Consider the following 16,775-nt stretch of genomic DNA (forward strand, 5'->3'; position numbering starts at 1 on the left):
GCATAAGCAGTACTAGAAGCACGCTTATTCGCCATATATTTCTTTTAGTTTCTCTTGTAGCTCCTCTCCTTTAATATTGCGAGCCACAATAACGCCATCCTCATCAATCAACAAGTTGCTCGGAATAAAACGGACACCATAAAGTGCAGCTGCTTCCGTATCCCAGAAAGCTAAGTCAGACACTTGCGCCCAATCTAGGCCATCATCTTTAATCGCTTTCACCCAGCTTGCTTTATCTTTATCTAAGGAGACACCAAACACGGTAAAACCTTTGTTTTTATACTTATGAAAAGCTGCTACGACATTCGGGTTTTCTCGGCGACATGGTCCACACCAAGCGGCCCAGAAATCCAATAACACATAGCCTTTGCCTAAATGTTCACTGAAACGAACGGTATTTCCATTCGGGTCTTTAGACACGAAGTCCAACGCCTTCTTACCAGGCAATACAGCTCTTTGCTTTTGAATCAAATCTTTCAAAATGTTCACATACTGTGTTTGTTGTAAGGAAGGATCTAACAACTTGATGTGTGCTTCCAACTCATCTGGGGATAAGTTGTACGAATAATTACGGAACAAGGTGTAAGCAGCCACGATAGATTTAGGATCTGTCTCGATAAACTCTTTCGCCGTTTGTTTACGCTGCTCCTTGCTAGCGCTTTCAAAGTAGGCTTGTGCCTTTGACCCTTTAACTTCTGCGCGTCCAGCTTTTTCACCCCATTGGATAGCCACTTCTATCGGCGCATCCTCTAAGAATACTTGTACCGGGTAGCTATCACCAGGCAATTTAAGTCCATACAGCTCAGGCAGCTGCACCTTTGTCGCAAAGCTAAAGTGACCATTTTTCACGACCGTGGAGTCTACGGTTTTGAATATTTTATTATCATATTGTTGCAGGTAAATTGTACCATCTTTCACGCCAGTTACCGTTCCTTTTAAGCGTAAAGGAGCTACATTTTGTGCCGATACCTGTACCACCAATAGTAGCATCAAGGCAGCGAATAAAGCTTGTTTGTTTTTCATATTATACTTACTTATAACTGTTTACAACTAAATTTTAATTTATCGTCTTCCGCCGGATTGAATCGTTTGACCTAAAAAAACCGCATTAAAGAAACTGCGCGCATTACCGAAGGAAATACCTCGGAATAAAGGATCTTCAACGAAGTAGACAATGCTACCCCCACCATTACTTTCCACCAAAATACTAGCCGTACCTTCTAATTTTTTTTGATTTTCTGTCGACGCATAGCCGTTTAACAAAGGGGCTTTGGTATAGACCGCTACATTATTGTAGGGTTGGTCGCCGAGCTCTACAAAGAGGTTGTGACTGCGGTAAACGGGTTTATTTTTTTGTGTGAAACCATATCCTATGGGGTGCGTACGGTCAATTTCGGTATTGAAATAGGTGCCTCCGATACGTTTGGTACCTTCCCTTCCTTGCGCAGAAGCATATTCGTAACGAGCTTTCAACTTCGTTTCTTTACCTTCTTTTGCATCCTTTGCTTCACCACGATCTGCGCGTGTACTTTGGAACTTGAATGACGCTATCTTTTGATCGGCAAGCCACTCTCCTGTACGCCCTACAGCGATTAAAGTTCCTCCTTTGCGCACCCATGCTTGAATACGATCTACAGCAGGCTTCGCCAAAGCTGAATATTCGCCACTCACCAATACCAACACCTGATAATCATCAAGATTGACACGATTAAACTGATCGACATTGACACGTAGCAACGATTGCTCCAGCTGACGCTCGAATGCATACCACACCTCACCTGCTTCATAGGCACTCACACCACTTCCTGTCAACAACAACGCATTTTGTGGTTTTAATGCTTTAAAGCCACTGCTACCAAGGTCTATACCTTTGCTGCTATAACCCGTCGTCGCCGATGTGATGGCGATAGCACCACGCTTGTTAAGGTCTTGCAAAACGGCGAATAGAGCATCCGCAGAAATTGACTGTCCACTCACCGGAATCAGCAGCGTTCCATAATCAAAGGCTACAGGTTTCCCCTGATCAATAACCTCAAACGGACTGCTGGATGATTTAACGATAATGCCTTTTTGAAGCAATTGCGACAAAAACCAAGGAGCTCCCTCTTGACGCCAGTCCACGAGATAAGCATAGTTACTTTTACTTACCACAGGAACGATAGCATGAGCCGCCGACGGCTGATTGCTTTCTCCTTTATCCAAGTCTTGCTTAATACCAGCATAAGGAAAACCATAGAGGTACGCGATAGAGTTACCAGAGCCATCGTAAAAAACGCTGTCTACATATTCTTTCGTTTCGTCAAAGATCACCTTCACCAAGCGGTAGTTGGCTTGCGCTGTCGGGATAATAATGGATGACCCTTTCTCAAAATCTTTCCCATCTACCTTACGGTCACGTGTATTTTCGGCATACTGAATTTGATGCTGATTAAGTAACTCTTTAAAATGCACTGCGGTGCGATCTCTATACTTTAAGTCGACGACATATCCTTTTACCGGATCTTTAGCCGCTAAGTCAAAAGCCGAGCGGAAGAACTTCAACTGATTTTCTTGCAATTTTTCACGGTGATCTACCGAAGCGGTGATGCTGGCTAAGGCAATTCTAAAATGGTTACGAATAGCTAAAGGATAGGTTAAATCGCCATTGCTGGTGGTTTGAAATAAGCCACGCGGGCTTGCTTGTTCAAAGAGAATGCCCAAGCTTCCCACATGGTCAGGGTAGGTTGATCCGTATGTTGGGTTAATGTTATCGAACTGTTCTTTGGTGAAATAAAAGGAACCAATATCATTCAACGCTTGCGCATAGTATGTCGCGAAAAGCTCATTAAGTTGAAAGGTACTCTTCGGCACCAAAGGCGACTCTTGTGCTCCAGGCTTCGTCGGCTCAAAGAAGAAGGAAGAGGCAGCGCCCATCTCGTGAAAATCACCTTGGAAGTGAGGAAGCCAGGACTGAAAATAGCGCACGCGAGCTTTACTTTCTGGATGTACTTGATTGACCCAGTCACGGTTCAAATCAAACCAATAATGGTTTGTTCGTCCACCGGGCCAGACCTCATTATGCTCGCGGTCTAGCGCACTACCATTGGGCGGAAAAGCGCTATTAGCATTTACCCATGTGATGTAGCGATCATAACCGTCGGGATTACGCACAGGATCAACGAAGAAAATCGCCTTATCCAGCTCTTCTTTCACCTTAGGATCTTCCGAGGCCGCCAAATAGTAAGCGGTTAAGATAGAGGCTTCAGCAGCCGAGCTTTCATTACCATGTACACTAAAGCCTAGAAATACCAAGGCCTGCTGATCGCTAGCAGCTGCCGACTGGTTATTTTTAGCCCTATTTATCGTTTCAATATGTTTCTGGCGAATTTGCTCTGCTTTGCTGATATTCTCTGGGGAGGACACCTTCAACACAATCAATGGTCTACCTTCCCAAGTATACCCCAAGCTGTCCAGCTTTACCCGGTTAGAGCTCTTTTCGAGGGCTTTAAAATAGTTTAATATTTGATCATAGCGCGTGTGGCTATGTCCTATTTGACGGTTGAAAAATTGACTAGGCGTAGGAACCGCAGCCGAAAAACGGCTGTTTGCCGGAAAGTAATAGTCTCGCTCTAGGTTTAAGGCAGCGGCCCCTGTCTGCAATTCTGCGGGCGTTGCATTTACTTGAGCTTGGGCAATAAGGGTGCTGCTCCATAGAAAAACAGGCAACACCAAGTATTGTAAAAATACCGTGTATTTTTTCATGCGGATGATTTTTAAATAAATGAATACGGGCAAGTACTTGACTTGCTTCATGATTGGCAATGCAGCATGCTAAGCGATTGCTGATTGCTCCTTAAGCATGGAGGATAGACTTAAGCGCAGCAGCGCATTCGACACGACATGGAGATAGGTCGTATTCCTTGTGTTAAAAATGGTGCGGTTAGGGTTGATCTTACTGATTTCATAGTAGCTGTATTTTGTTAGATTAATTCGTTGCCAACGCCAATGGATAAACGATTCGAATGCAAATATAAAACATATCACTACAATTACTACAGAATTAGTAGTCTTTTTATGATTTTTTTAAACTACCCTTCTTATTGGGGCATTAACGGCGTCTACATCCTATTTATTAGTCAAGAAAATAGCCTACTCCCATGACTTAATTGTCGCTAACAGACTCGTTTTGTGCCCTATGTAAAATAATTCATTGCGCATTTCGTTTCAAAAATTGACACGACATCCTCTAGTTCTCAACAGGTGACAACGAAGAAAAGACCACACAATAGCCATCATTTTGTAAGACCTCCCGTATGTTTGCGCTCATCTTTTTTTGACATGAAATTATTAAAAGACTGTATCTTAAAGGGTGGCAAAAGCTTTGCAGGTGAATTATCAAACGTCGATAGCTTTATCAACCACCAGATGGATCCGATTTTAATGAAATCCATAGGTGTTAAGTTTGTACGTTGTTTTGGTCATTTACCAATTAATAAAATCGTAACGGTGGAGGTTAGCAGTATGGCTCCAGCTATTATGTTGGGTTATTTATTGGAGCTGCCGGTTGTTTTTGTAAAAAAGCAGTGCCAAAGACGAAGGAGAATATGCTGACCTCGTGGGTATATTCTTAATACGGGCTATAAAGAAAAAGTTTACATTTTATGTAATAAAGCATATGATTTAGCCTCTAAACCTAAAATGGAAAAAAAGATACTATAACGGGGTTAATAAACGATTTTAAAAATCGGATTTACGCGACCTGTTTAAACTATGTAGGAAATCATGATGATGCGAAAGACATCTTTCAGGAAATATGCATTATATTAATAAACAGATTAAATCAAAAAAGCTAGTTCTTTTATTTACCTCATTGTTTTTTTGCATATTCCTATCATCAGGAATTCACATTATGGTTTTTAAATTTTTTCATGATAAGTTAATTATAGGAATATTGGGACTCGGTGTGTTCGAAAAAACAATACTTACAACCAACTGATAAGAAGACTAAAACCTCAAAGGAGATATTCCCCAATGCGGCTACGATGAATCTTATCAGAAACATAGATAAGCTACAAATCAATGATTCGCAGCTTTTGTATGTTTAGAAATTTTAAAGATGCTGCAAAAATTCGTAAGAACTATTTACTAATAAGAAAGTTGTTATTTACTCAATTATCCATTAACACTGCTCCAGTAACTTTGTTTGTGGATTCCTATATTTTATCCTTGTGGCCATGAGATAATGTTCCAAACTTAGATAATTCTCTATTAACATATTCGTTAATTCTTCAGATTCCCAATGACCTCTACATGACCATATGCAGCAACACTTATCCATGCTGTTGTATATTAATTCGCAACGCTAGTGCCATATAAACCCTGTTAAACCTCCCCTACATTCTAGTTAAAATAACAACAAAAAATAATTACTACTAATTCTATAGATTTTATTTGCATTTAAAAAATAATGTTCTACATTTGTTTACGGTTCTGGAAAAAAGGAATTAAAAAGGCATCAAACCATGCTTTAACCAATCTTCTACAAAAGAAAAGTTTAAATACTACATAAAAATGTGGGGGTGAATACGCTTGTCCTGATCCAAAATAAAAAGAAACTAACACAACTAAACAACTTATATGAAACACAAACTACTCACCTTTCTCGTGGGCAGTGCCATTGTTACATCAGTGGCCTTTGCACAAGAAAAAAAAATCACAGGACGTATTATCTCTGCAACAGGAGAAGCTGTAGCGAATGCTACGGTAATCGTACAGGGTTCAAAAACAGCCACAATAAGCGATAAAAATGGCTACTATTCCATTTCAGCGCCCTCGGAAGGAAAATTAATTATCCGATCTATTGGCTTTGAAGAAAAAATATTGACAATAGGTGAAAATTTATCCTATAACATTACACTGAATACGTTAAACTCAAACGTAGACGAAGTGGTCATTATTGGATACGGAACAGGAAGTACATTGGGTACAACGGTAGGTTCGGCAGTGCGTGTAGGCAGTGAGGATATTAAGGGTAAACCTACGGCCAATGCATTGGAAGCTTTATCCGGAAAAGTACCCGGTTTACAGGTGTTCACCTCTTCCGGGGAACCTTCTGCAACGCAATCTATACGTTTAGATGGCGTGGGTTCCTTGGGGGCTAGCTCTACACCCTTATTGGTGTTAGATGGTATTCCTGTAGGTATTGGCTCTATAGTATCGATGAATCCGGAAGATTTTGAAAATATCACTGTATTAAAAGATGCTTCCTCTACTTCTATTTATGGATCCCGCGCTGCAAATGGCGTTATTTATTTTACCACAAAAAAAGGTCGTATAGGTGAACGTGCTATTATCACCACAAGGGTGCAGTATGGTTGGAACGATTTAGCATCTCGAAAACCTGCACGTAGTTTTATGAATAGTTCGGAGCTATTAAACTTTTGGGTCGAAACTGGTTACAGAACCCAAGCGCAGGCAGATTCAATCCGTCAACGGTTTCCTCATGACACAAAATGGGATGAATTCTACTACCGTAAGAATGTGCCTATGAAACAGGCTGATTTAAATATCTCGGGTGGATCAGAAAAAACACAGTATTATCTTTCTGTGGGTTACCTGGACCAAGAGGGCGTCATGTTTCGATCAGGCTTCGACCGTATAACCTTACGCGCCAATATTAACTCTAAACTTAATAAATGGATATCCGTAGGCTTAAATTTAGGTGGCGGCTACGATCGCAGGGAGACGAATGGATGGGGGTCTAATAATAGTAACGGCGGACTGTCTTTGTTTGCTCCTCCGTTTTATAGCCCTTATAATGAGGATGGCGAAGAATATTACGACGAGACCATTCCTGGTTTAGGGCGCTATAACCCTAGGTACCTTGCCGACAAACAGCCTTCAAAGGGGAAAAACCAACAATTTAACCCGAATGCCTTTATTCAGGTGCAGCCATTCCAAGGCTTAACTTTAAGGTCGCAAGCGGGTATGGATTATTTTAACTATAATATAACCAGCAACCGGCTTCCTTCTTTTATTCCTAACTTAGGCAAAGGTACGACCTCAGAAACCTACCAGCTCGGTGTTTCAAGGACTATTACAAACACCATTGAGTACAAGTGGGATATTCAAAATTTACATAATTTTGTCGCCTTAGCCGGTCATGAGTATAGCGATTATAACTACAAAGACTTTGGCGCATCTGGAGGTGGCCTTACGGTTGATAAATTAATACTTTTATCGTCTACTACCTTAGATCGAAATGTCTCGCAAAGCAAATATGCATATGCTTATAACTCTTTCTTTGGGCGCGCTACGTACAACTACGACACACGCTATTTCTTCGATGCAACACTGCGTCAGGATGAATCTTCACGTTTCGGAAAAAATAATAAGAAAGCAAACTTCTGGTCAATAGGTGGAAAATGGAATGTAACTAAAGAGAATTTTTTTAAAGACGTCACCTGGATCAATGACCTTAATTTAAGAGCCAGCACGGGTACACAAGGAAACTCGGCAATTGATAATTATGAATCCTTATCTACCGTTAGTCCGTCGATATATGATAACGCTTCAGCTTGGGCCATATCAAGCCCTGGAAACCCCTATTTAGCTTGGGAAAAGCAGTATAAAACTACTGTAGGTTTATCGACAACCCTTTTTAAACGCATAAACTTGGATGTAGAATATTTCTATCGCGTTACTAAAAACATGCTGTTGTCGGTTCCATACCCCTATTCAACTGGTTACAACCAGATTACAGAAAACATTGGCGGCTTAACAAACAGGGGGGTGAACATTGATTTTAGCGTGGATGTATTAAAAGGTAAGGATTATTATTTTACGCCTTACGTTAAATTAGGTGTCGTAAACCAAAAGGTAACGGAACTTTTCGATAATAAAAATTATTGGGTTGTACCCAACACGAGTGTAAGTTATGTGGTTGGTCGTCCTGTAGAATTTTTCGCACCGATTCAAGCGGGTGTTAACCCTGAAAATGGCTTGATGCAATGGTACGTGCCGGGGTCGGATATTTCAAAAACAAATAAGGATCCTAATAATGTGACGTCGGAATTTAGCTCTACAGCTTTACAACAGAGTACGGGCATAAAAAGATACCCTCCTTTTAATGGTGGTTTTGGATTCTCTTCGGGTTATAAAGGCTTTTTCGTCAATGCTGATTTTACATTCTCTAATGGAAAATACTTAATAAATAATGACAAATATTTCTTTGCTAACCCTTACCAATTTGCGGGCAACAACCAGATGAGAGAGATTTTGGATTATTGGAAAAAACCAGGTGATGTTACTAAATATCCTAAGTATGGGCAGGTGAACCAATTTGACACAGGTATTCTTGAAAATGCATCGTTCTTAAGACTGAAGGGCTTAAGTGTGGGATATAACCTGCCTAAATATTTACTCGCCAAACAGAAGTTTTTTACGGGTGCCAAGGTGTACTACACAGGAAGGAATTTGTTTACAGCAACAAAATATACAGGCCCAGATCCGGAGGTGGATTCTAACCTTACTTATGGACGTAACCCTAATACCAAGCAATCGGTATTTGGCATAGAACTATTATTTTAATACTTTTTAATGTATAACAATGAATAAACTAAAATATATATTAGGTGCACTATTTTTAGGAACACTAATACAGGCTTGTACTATTGATAAATTTCCGGAGGATAGTATTGAACTGTCGCATAGCTTTGAATCGATTAATGATGCTAGATCGTGGGACAACGGCTTTTACGCTTACTTTAGAGGGCGGGTATATGGTATTTACACGTTTGTAACCGATATCCAAGCTGATCAATTAAATGCCACGATAGATTATGGTAACAGCCTTGGTGCAGAACATCGCTGGACAGATTTCTTGTCGGGTAATTACGAATTAAGGGATATTTATAGAGGGTATTACGCTGGTATTAACAATATCAATACAGCGCTAGAGGGCTTTGCCAAAGTTCCTATTAAAAATGAAGCCGAGCAGAAACAATTGAACCAATTTATTGGTGACGCTCACTTTGCAAGGGCTTACTATTATTTGAACTTAGCCTTGCGCTTTTCTAAGGCTTATAACCCTGGTACAGCTGCTAGCGACTTAGCCGTGCCTCTGATTTTAATCCCAGACTTTAGGGCAAAACCACCGCGCGCAACATTAGAAGCTGTTTATAAACAAATACTTGCTGACCTTGCCATTGCCAAGACCAATCTAGCTGCTGTTCCGGGCAAATTAGCGTCTACAAGGTTTACAATAGATGCGGTTTCGGCATTGGAAGCGCGGGTAAAATTTTATAGTGGCGACTGGAACGGTGCATTAGCAGCTGCTGAGGGTGTAATCAGCAAAGGTTTGTACCCTTTAGTAAATTCTCAGGAAGCACTACGCAAGCTTTGGATTGAAGATAGCGGCCAGGAGGTGATCTTTCAACCTAAAGTCTCGAGACCTTCAGAATTACCAAATACCATTTCACCGACTTATGGCTATAGCGCCGCAAATAGAGATTATAGACCCAATTACTTACCTTCAAAATGGGTCATTAACAAATATCAGGATAACGACTTTAGAAAGTCTGTATTCTTTCTAGAAACGACAATTACCATGCTTGGCAAGCGAACAACTGGATTTGTTGTCAATAAGTTTGCAGGTTCTACCGTGACTGGACTGAATAATGATAAATCCTCTAATTATGTTACACCTAAGGTATTTCGTATTGCCGAGTTATATCTTATTGCTGCAGAATCGGCTTATAAGAAAGGTGATGCCGCTACGGCACAAAAATACCTTAATCTGTTACGAGTGTCTAGAGGTTTAACGGAGCTGTCTGTAACAGGACCTGCATTATTTGACGAAATTAAGGACGAACGCTTTCGGGAGCTCGCCTTTGAGGGCTTCCGTTTAGACGATTTAAAACGCTGGAATGAGGGGTTTGAAAGACGTGAACCACAATCTTTTGATCTTGTTAGAGACGGTAGCGAATTTTCATCTAAGAAAGTTGAAGCGAACAACCCTAAGTTCGTTTGGGGCTTACCTGAAAATGATATCACCATTAACCCTAACCTAGTTCAAAACCAGGGATGGTAAGTCGTTCTTAATCCATACAACCCTAAAAACGCACCTTTTCCCTCAAAGACCATAAATAGTCTTTGAGGGTTTTTTATCTTATAAACCGGTACCTGTTACAGCTGCAAAACCTTATCCAACCAGCGGTTACCGATCCACTTCTGTGCTGCCTGTTGTTTCTAATATCAGGTAATCAAATAAACTTACAGCAGAAGGTACCTGTAACTTCTTACGTAGTCTATAACGGCTTACTTCGACAGCGCGGATGGTAATATTTAAGAGCTGCGCCATCTCCTTCGACGATAGATTCATTTTGAGGTAAGCGCATATTTTCAAGTCGTTAGCACTAAGACTGGGGTGTTTATCTTTCAGACGACCGAGAAAATCGGAGTGTATCTGATCAAAATGTATCGCAAACTGCTCCCAGTCGGACTCCCCGTTTTCGGCCTCCTGGAGTAGCCGCATTACTTTCTTCATCTCCATGGTCTGTTCGGATGTTAACCCTTGCTTTAACAGGGGCGATAAGCGTTCTTTGATCTTTACCAACAGTTTATTTTTCTGTACCAGATACATAGATGTTGTTGCCAGCTCCTTATTTTTAAAATCGACCTCATTTGCCAGCTTCTCTTTCTCGAGCTGCACAATTTTCTTCTCATTATGCTCGATCTCCAGCTGGTGCTGGTACCGTAGGTAACGCTGCTCTTTAGTATATTTTTTACGCTGATAGCGAACAAGTAGCAGTATCGCACCCAGAGCAGTACATAGGTAGAGGATATAAATCCAAAATGTTTCGTACCATGCTGGCTTTATGCTGAAGGTATAGGTTACCTCCTGACTTTCATTGCCCAAATTATTACGCGCCTTTACGCGAAAAACATAATTCCCTGCCGGCAGGTTGGTATATTCCTTCGTACTGAAAGCCGACCATTTTGACCAATCGTCTTCAAAACCACTGAGCTGATAACTAAATTCCACATTGTTCTGCTGCTCAAATAAATTGGATGAAAATTCAAAACGTAAGGAGTTCCAATGTCTATCTAGCACCACCTTATTTGTTGCATCTTGATGATCGATAATATGTGCGTCTTTCACAAAGTAACCGCCAAAAAGGGTGGTATCTTCTTTTCCAAATACCCGTATGGAGGATAGGGACACGCGCAAGGCTCGTATATTTTCCAAGTATTTTTTAAAGTTAATATGAATTAAACCTGTGTTGGAGCCTATAAAAATATTCTCTGCATCGTAGGGGTAAATATGTTCAAATCCGGCAACCACCTTGCCGTTTAATTCCGGAAAATAAACTACAGAGTTTTCTTTTCCTCCGGCAGCATGGTTAAAATCTATCATGCCGATATGTTTATTACTAACGAACCATATATTCCCTTGTCGATCTTCTTTTAGATAATGGTATACTGCAGCATTTAAGGTTGGCGACAACAAGGCGGAGGGCACAAAACGAGCAGCAGATTTATCAAACTCATACATTCCATTTTTTGCGGCAACTACGATACGGCCTTTTATTTTGGTAATGTAATTGCCCAAGGCAGAAGGCAAACCTTCCTGCTCGGTGAACAATTTTATGTCTACGATATGCTGTTTATCCGCCGACAGGCGAAATCTATAAATACCTCTATAGGGATGGGAAGCCCAAATATCACCTTGGTCATAGGTTATAAACCGCAGCGACTCACGCAAGCTCATCATGACCTGCGGTGCTGCAAATGTTCCCTGCTCAAATTGCAGCGATTGTAGGCCTGTATACGTTCCTGCGACAACATTCTTGGCAGGACGCTGCTGGTCCACGGCCTCAAACAACCAGGTTCCCACATTGTTTATACGATGGGCATGTCCATTTTTTAGGATATACCCTCCATACTCATGGCCCATAAGGACCTGCTGATTTAACTCCTGCAAACTCCACACCTGTCCGCTGCTGTTTGGAACCTCCCGAAAGGCCTCTTTCGAAAAGCTAAAATCCTTTATTTGCCCCTTTATGTCGGCAACAAATAAGCCGTTGGAGGTGCCTACATAAAGCCTATTTTGCGCAAACAGTGCAGCATAGGTGCTCAACTGTTTTTCTTTATCTGGAAATACATATTTTATAGCACTATCGTACCCTATAAAATTTATACCCTCATCCAACCCTAGCCAGATACCTTTATTATGATCCATAAAAATGCTTCGCAGATTATTCTTAAACAACCCCTCGCGCATAGAAAATTGCTGGATGATATTTCCCTGCTTGTCGATAACAAAACAACCCGCGGATGTGGTTGCCAATGCAAAAGTACTATCGCTCAACGCTATAGCCTTATATATCCGACTATTTACAAATAGCTGTTCATTTACTGTCGTTAATTTGTTAAGCTCCTGCTTGTGGGGATCCCATAGATACAGCCCTGCTTTTAAGGTGGTTATAAGCTGCCTCTTTCCATCATAGGCACATATTGAGGTAATCACCTCTCGTTTAAATACAGCATCGTCGGCAACGACCTCCCATTTACCTTGTGCAAATTGTAATAACCCTAAGCCAAAATCTTGCGCATATAAAACACCATCGGATGTCCCCATATATTCCCATAGACTCCCCGCTGCATAGACCCTGAAATGCTGTCCATTATAATGCAACACCTTCACACTGGAGCGAAAATAAACGTCGTCCTTGTCAATCACAATATCCCAGATATCCGAAAAATTTTGCGCTGTTTTGGCAATCAAGTGCTTTAAAGAATGGAACTGTAGGTTGCCATGGCTGTCGGGGAAAAAATAACCTATTTCATCCTGCCCACCGACATAAATTTTACCATCGTGACTCAACTTTACTGACCGCACAACGGTTTTATTGGGCAATTGATATAGCTTCCAATGCTTGCCATCAAACACCAGGAGACCTTCATTATTAGCAAAATAAAGCCGCCCACTTTGGTCCTGATCAATATCCCAATTTTGGGTGCCGCCATTATAATCTACGGGTGTAAAGGTATTGATCTGCGATATACCAATACTATACTGACCAAAGGCACGGCTAAAAAAAAGAACTATAAATACTAAAATAATGTAATTGTGATTCATCAAAAATTTGGTCTATTAGGTTAGGTTTTTAAAATAAAACTCCGAAAGATTTACTTTAAGGTATTAGGCATAAAGAAAGGTATTTTTCTTAAGTCTACCAAGTTAAATATAGCGAGATTTTATGATTTATCTGCCTACAGCATAGCTGCAAATTCGAAGCTTCAATTTATAATTCTACATGCTACAGGAGCAGAAAAACAAATTTATCTACCATAAAGCAGGTGCTGTAAGGCATTTAAAAAACACGCTTTTTAACCGTTAAACATTTAACAATAAGCTACTTAAAAAATTAATGTTGTGGTTTTGAAGTAGCCTAAATATATACCTGTTGTGGTTTTGTGCAGGCCATAAATTAGGACATATCAGCCTTCCTAAAATACATTTGTACACAATCGATTGCCTGATATAGTATTCAGGCATTCCTAAATTCTTCGTGGCCATAGGATACTTGATGTACAGTATCCGGACCTCGGAATTTGCAACCAACTATAGATCATATTAACAATTGTAACCACTATTCAGATTTAATGAAAAAATCAGTTTTACTCGTATGTGCATTATTGGCATTTGCCTGTCAATTAAGCTTTGCACAAAGCTTTCAAATTTCAGGTCATGTATATGCAGCCGGACAAGGGGAAGCGCTATCAGGCGTTAGTGTTACGGTAAAAGGGAAATCTGCTACGCACAGTACAACCGACAGCCAGGGGCAGTTTAAAATTAGTATTCAAAAGGGGGACATTCTTCTTTTCTCGTATGTGGGCTACCATGCCCAGGAAAAGTTGTTTGCTACCGCAGGAACGTATAGCGTCGAGCTGGAGCCTATAAACAAGGTGCTAGACGAGGTGGTTTTAATAGGTTATGGTAGTGTAAAGAAATCTGACCTCACCGGCGCTGTCGCAACAGTAAAGGCCGAGGACTTACAAAAAACACCTGCTTCAGGTGTCGATCAAGCCCTTCAGGGGCGTGCCGCCGGGGTCACCGTGAATACAAACTCAGGGCAACCGGGAGCCCCGGCTATTGTTCGTATCCGCGGTATTGGTACCGTAAACGATAGCTCCCCGATATATGTGGTAGACGGCGTTATTTTAAGTGATATCTCGTTTTTAAGTCCGAATGATGTTACGGCCATGGAGATATTAAAAGATGCCTCGGCAACTGCAATCTACGGATCTCGGGGTGCCAATGGGGTTATTTTAATAACCACCAGAAAGGGTCTTGCCGGCGAGGCATCGATATCTGCGAATGTTTATACAGGTATTCAAAACCGCTGGCGTAAACTGGATCTTATGCAACGCGATGAGTTTGCAAAAACAATAATCGACTTAAATAATGTTTCCTCCGAGAAGAAATATTTTGCAGACTATGGTTTAAACCGCTGGTTATATGCCTATCGTTTGGGCCGATCGCCCTACTACCCTACTGTACAGTCGGCCTCCAACCCGCAGGGCCTAGACTATGCTGCGATAGAAACGGATTGGCAGGATGCCGTTTTTAATAAAAATGCGTTAATCCAAAACTACCATTTAGCTGTAGATGGCGGTGGCGAAAAAAGCACGTATGCCTTTAGTGGTAGTTACTTTAATCAGGATGGTACAATAATAGGTTCCAATTTTAAAAGGCTATCGTTACGTTTTAATTCCGCACATCAGGTGAAACCTTGGCTTAAATTGGGACAGAATTTATCCTTTGTAAATGCGCAGGGCCGTAATGCGATGAACAACAGCGATAGTCCGGGAGCATCGGTATTATCGGCAGCACTGGCCATGGCGCCATGGGATCCGACACATTATCCGCAAGGGGCTACAAACCTTGATGGGGAGGATTTAAGTGGTCGAATCGCGGCTTCATCAAACTTCAGAAATGTTACTAACCCATTTTCTATGGTAGAGCACGCTCACCCTTCGGATATCAACGAACGTTGGATTGGGGATATTTACGCCGAGGTAAGTCTGCTGAGAGGTCTATCATTACGCTCCAACGTTAGCCTGGACTTAAATAATAACAGAAACAAACTCTTTAAAGATGCTTATGCCTATTCAGACTACGATAAATCCTTAAAAAACTTCCTGTCGAGCAGCATGGCAAGAAATTCTACTGTACGTTTTGAAAATATCCTTAACTATCATACGCAAATCAAGGAGCATAGCCTCTCGCTAATGGCAGGGCAAACCTACGAGGAGGCCAACTATTATGGTATCAGCGGGTCGGGAGCATCGATCTTAAACCCCTCAAAAACAAACTGGTACTTATCACAGACCACTGAGGACCGCACTTTTGCGGGCGACAATGTGGGTAGAGGCCGTATGTTTTCCTTGTTAGGAAGAGCAAATTATAGTTATAAAAACCGCTATCTAGCGACCTTTAACTTTAGAGCCGATGGTTCTAGTAAATTCCAGGAAAACCTTTGGGGTTACTTTCCTTCAACTTCACTAGCCTGGAAAATATCCGAAGAGAAATGGTTTCAGAACCTATCAACGGCCATAGATTTTGTAAAAATTCGCGCCGGCTGGGGCCAGATCGGGAACGATAAAATCAGTGCCGATAATTTCATATTAAAAATGTTTAATACAGGGCCAACCTTTGTGGATTATGTATTTGGCGAAACACCGCAGCTGGCAAATGGCGCTACCATCCTAACCTACGTAAATAACGGTGGAAAGTGGGAACGCACGGAACAATGGAACGCGGGTATCGACTTTGGCTTCTTCAACAATCGCTTTACGGGAACTGTAGATCTTTTTCAACGCGATACAAAAGATATGTTGCTGGGCGTAAAAGCACCAGCACATGTTGGCAACCGCTACGATGCGATTGCCAATGTGGGTACCGTACAGAATAAAGGTGTAGAGCTTACGCTGACCTATCAGTCTGCTGGCCAGCAAAGCCGGAATGCCTTCAGTTATGCCATTACAGGGAATATCTCGGCAATAAAAAATAAACTAACGGCTTTAAATGGTGGAGAGAAGGTTTTTGGTACCTATACATTGAGTGATGTTGGGCTTCCTCTATTTGCGCTTTGGGGCTACCAGTATGAGGGGATTTACCAAACGGACCAGGAGGCGCTGGATCATTTGAAGTATTACAATGCTTCTAGCAGCCCTTTTCATGCTGGAGATGCTAAATACAAAGACTTGAACGGGGATGGCAGAATTGATGATGCGGATAAAACAAAAATTGGAAACCCTTTTCCTTGGCTTACTTATGGGCTAAACTTCTCGGCCGACTTCAAGGGTTTTGATATGCAGCTTTTCTTTCAGGGGGTACATGGAAATCAAATCTTCAATGCGGTGCGCATGCGCACCGAAGGTACCGGAACCGAGTCTTCGTTAAGTACAACCATGCGTAATGTATGGTCGGCATCGAACCCTGCGGGTGATATCCCCAATCCGTATAGCACGGTAAATAGATTTGCTTCCAGTCGCTTTGTGGAAAGTGGCGCTTATTTACGCTTAAAAAATATACAGTTGGGTTATACCTTACCACAGTCCATCAAAGGGATTAGTAAATGCCGCATTTATGTAAGTGGAAACAATGTTTTTACATTAACCAACTACACGGGATATGACCCGGAGATTGGATCGGGTGTAGATTTTGGAAATTACCCGCAATCGCGCACGTTTATGGTTGGCGCTAACATCACTTTTTAATTGATTTA

At 41.4% G+C, this 16,775-nt stretch carries 9 protein-coding genes; 5 read left to right on the plus strand and 4 right to left on the minus strand.

The genetic code is table 11. From position 1 onward, the window contains the following. Positions 1–24: 24 nt before the first annotated feature. The 3 genes from ACL9RF_RS08755 to ACL9RF_RS08765 form a co-directional block, all read right to left on the minus strand. Positions 25–1,023, minus strand: coding sequence for a DUF4369 domain-containing protein (locus tag ACL9RF_RS08755; RefSeq protein ID WP_422800233.1), 999 nt, complete (start codon positions 1,021–1,023; stop codon positions 25–27). Between the two features lie 39 nt (positions 1,024–1,062). Continuing rightward, a complete protein-coding gene (locus ACL9RF_RS08760; protein ID WP_422800234.1) occupies positions 1,063–3,741 on the minus strand; it encodes a M14 family metallopeptidase in 2,679 nt (892 codons plus the stop codon). A 69-nt stretch (positions 3,742–3,810) separates the two neighbouring features. Then, on the minus strand, positions 3,811–4,023 hold the full coding sequence (locus ACL9RF_RS08765) for a hypothetical protein (protein WP_422800235.1): 213 nt from the start codon (positions 4,021–4,023) through the stop codon (positions 3,811–3,813). 294 nt (positions 4,024–4,317) lie between these two features. Between ACL9RF_RS08765 and ACL9RF_RS08770 the strand changes: the two genes are divergently transcribed. The 4 genes from ACL9RF_RS08770 (at position 4,318) to ACL9RF_RS08785 (ending at position 10,069) form a co-directional block, all read left to right on the plus strand. Then, positions 4,318–4,590, plus strand: a complete 273-nt coding sequence (locus ACL9RF_RS08770; protein WP_422800236.1) for a hypothetical protein — start codon at positions 4,318–4,320, stop codon at positions 4,588–4,590. A gap of 116 nt (positions 4,591–4,706) precedes the next feature. After that, positions 4,707–4,832: a sigma factor gene (locus ACL9RF_RS08775; protein WP_422800417.1), complete on the plus strand. Its 126-nt coding sequence runs from the start codon at positions 4,707–4,709 to the stop codon at positions 4,830–4,832. A 784-nt stretch (positions 4,833–5,616) separates the two neighbouring features. Further along, positions 5,617–8,568, plus strand: coding sequence for a SusC/RagA family TonB-linked outer membrane protein (locus ACL9RF_RS08780; protein ID WP_422800237.1), 2,952 nt, complete (start codon positions 5,617–5,619; stop codon positions 8,566–8,568). Between the two features lie 19 nt (positions 8,569–8,587). Next, positions 8,588–10,069 (plus strand): RagB/SusD family nutrient uptake outer membrane protein, encoded by a 1,482-nt coding sequence (locus ACL9RF_RS08785; RefSeq protein ID WP_422800238.1) that lies wholly within the window; start codon positions 8,588–8,590, stop codon positions 10,067–10,069. A 126-nt stretch (positions 10,070–10,195) separates the two neighbouring features. Here ACL9RF_RS08785 and ACL9RF_RS08790 read toward each other — a convergent pair whose 3' ends face one another. Continuing rightward, on the minus strand, positions 10,196–13,120 hold the full coding sequence (locus ACL9RF_RS08790) for a triple tyrosine motif-containing protein (protein ID WP_422800239.1): 2,925 nt from the start codon (positions 13,118–13,120) through the stop codon (positions 10,196–10,198). 527 nt (positions 13,121–13,647) lie between these two features. Here ACL9RF_RS08790 and ACL9RF_RS08795 point away from each other — a divergent pair. After that, a complete protein-coding gene (locus ACL9RF_RS08795; protein WP_422800240.1) occupies positions 13,648–16,767 on the plus strand; it encodes a SusC/RagA family TonB-linked outer membrane protein in 3,120 nt (1,039 codons plus the stop codon). Positions 16,768–16,775: the final 8 nt, after the last annotated feature.

The sequence above is a fragment of the Sphingobacterium sp. Mn56C genome, from assembly GCF_049319645.1.
In the GTDB taxonomy this organism is placed as follows: Bacteria; Bacteroidota; Bacteroidia; order Sphingobacteriales; family Sphingobacteriaceae; genus Sphingobacterium.

Excerpts from the sequence above, each read along its gene's own strand:
- ACL9RF_RS08755 (WP_422800233.1), bottom strand. The coding sequence starts at position 1,023 with ATGAAAAACAAACAAGCTTTATTCGCTGCCTTGATGCTACTATTGGTG.
- ACL9RF_RS08760 (WP_422800234.1), bottom strand. The coding sequence starts at position 3,741 with ATGAAAAAATACACGGTATTTTTACAATACTTGGTGTTGCCTGTTTTT.
- ACL9RF_RS08770 (WP_422800236.1), top strand. The coding sequence starts at position 4,318 with ATGAAATTATTAAAAGACTGTATCTTAAAGGGTGGCAAAAGCTTTGCA.
- ACL9RF_RS08780 (WP_422800237.1), top strand. The coding sequence starts at position 5,617 with ATGAAACACAAACTACTCACCTTTCTCGTGGGCAGTGCCATTGTTACA.
- ACL9RF_RS08785 (WP_422800238.1), top strand. The coding sequence starts at position 8,588 with ATGAATAAACTAAAATATATATTAGGTGCACTATTTTTAGGAACACTA.
- ACL9RF_RS08790 (WP_422800239.1), bottom strand. The coding sequence starts at position 13,120 with ATGAATCACAATTACATTATTTTAGTATTTATAGTTCTTTTTTTTAGC.
- ACL9RF_RS08795 (WP_422800240.1), top strand. The coding sequence starts at position 13,648 with ATGAAAAAATCAGTTTTACTCGTATGTGCATTATTGGCATTTGCCTGT.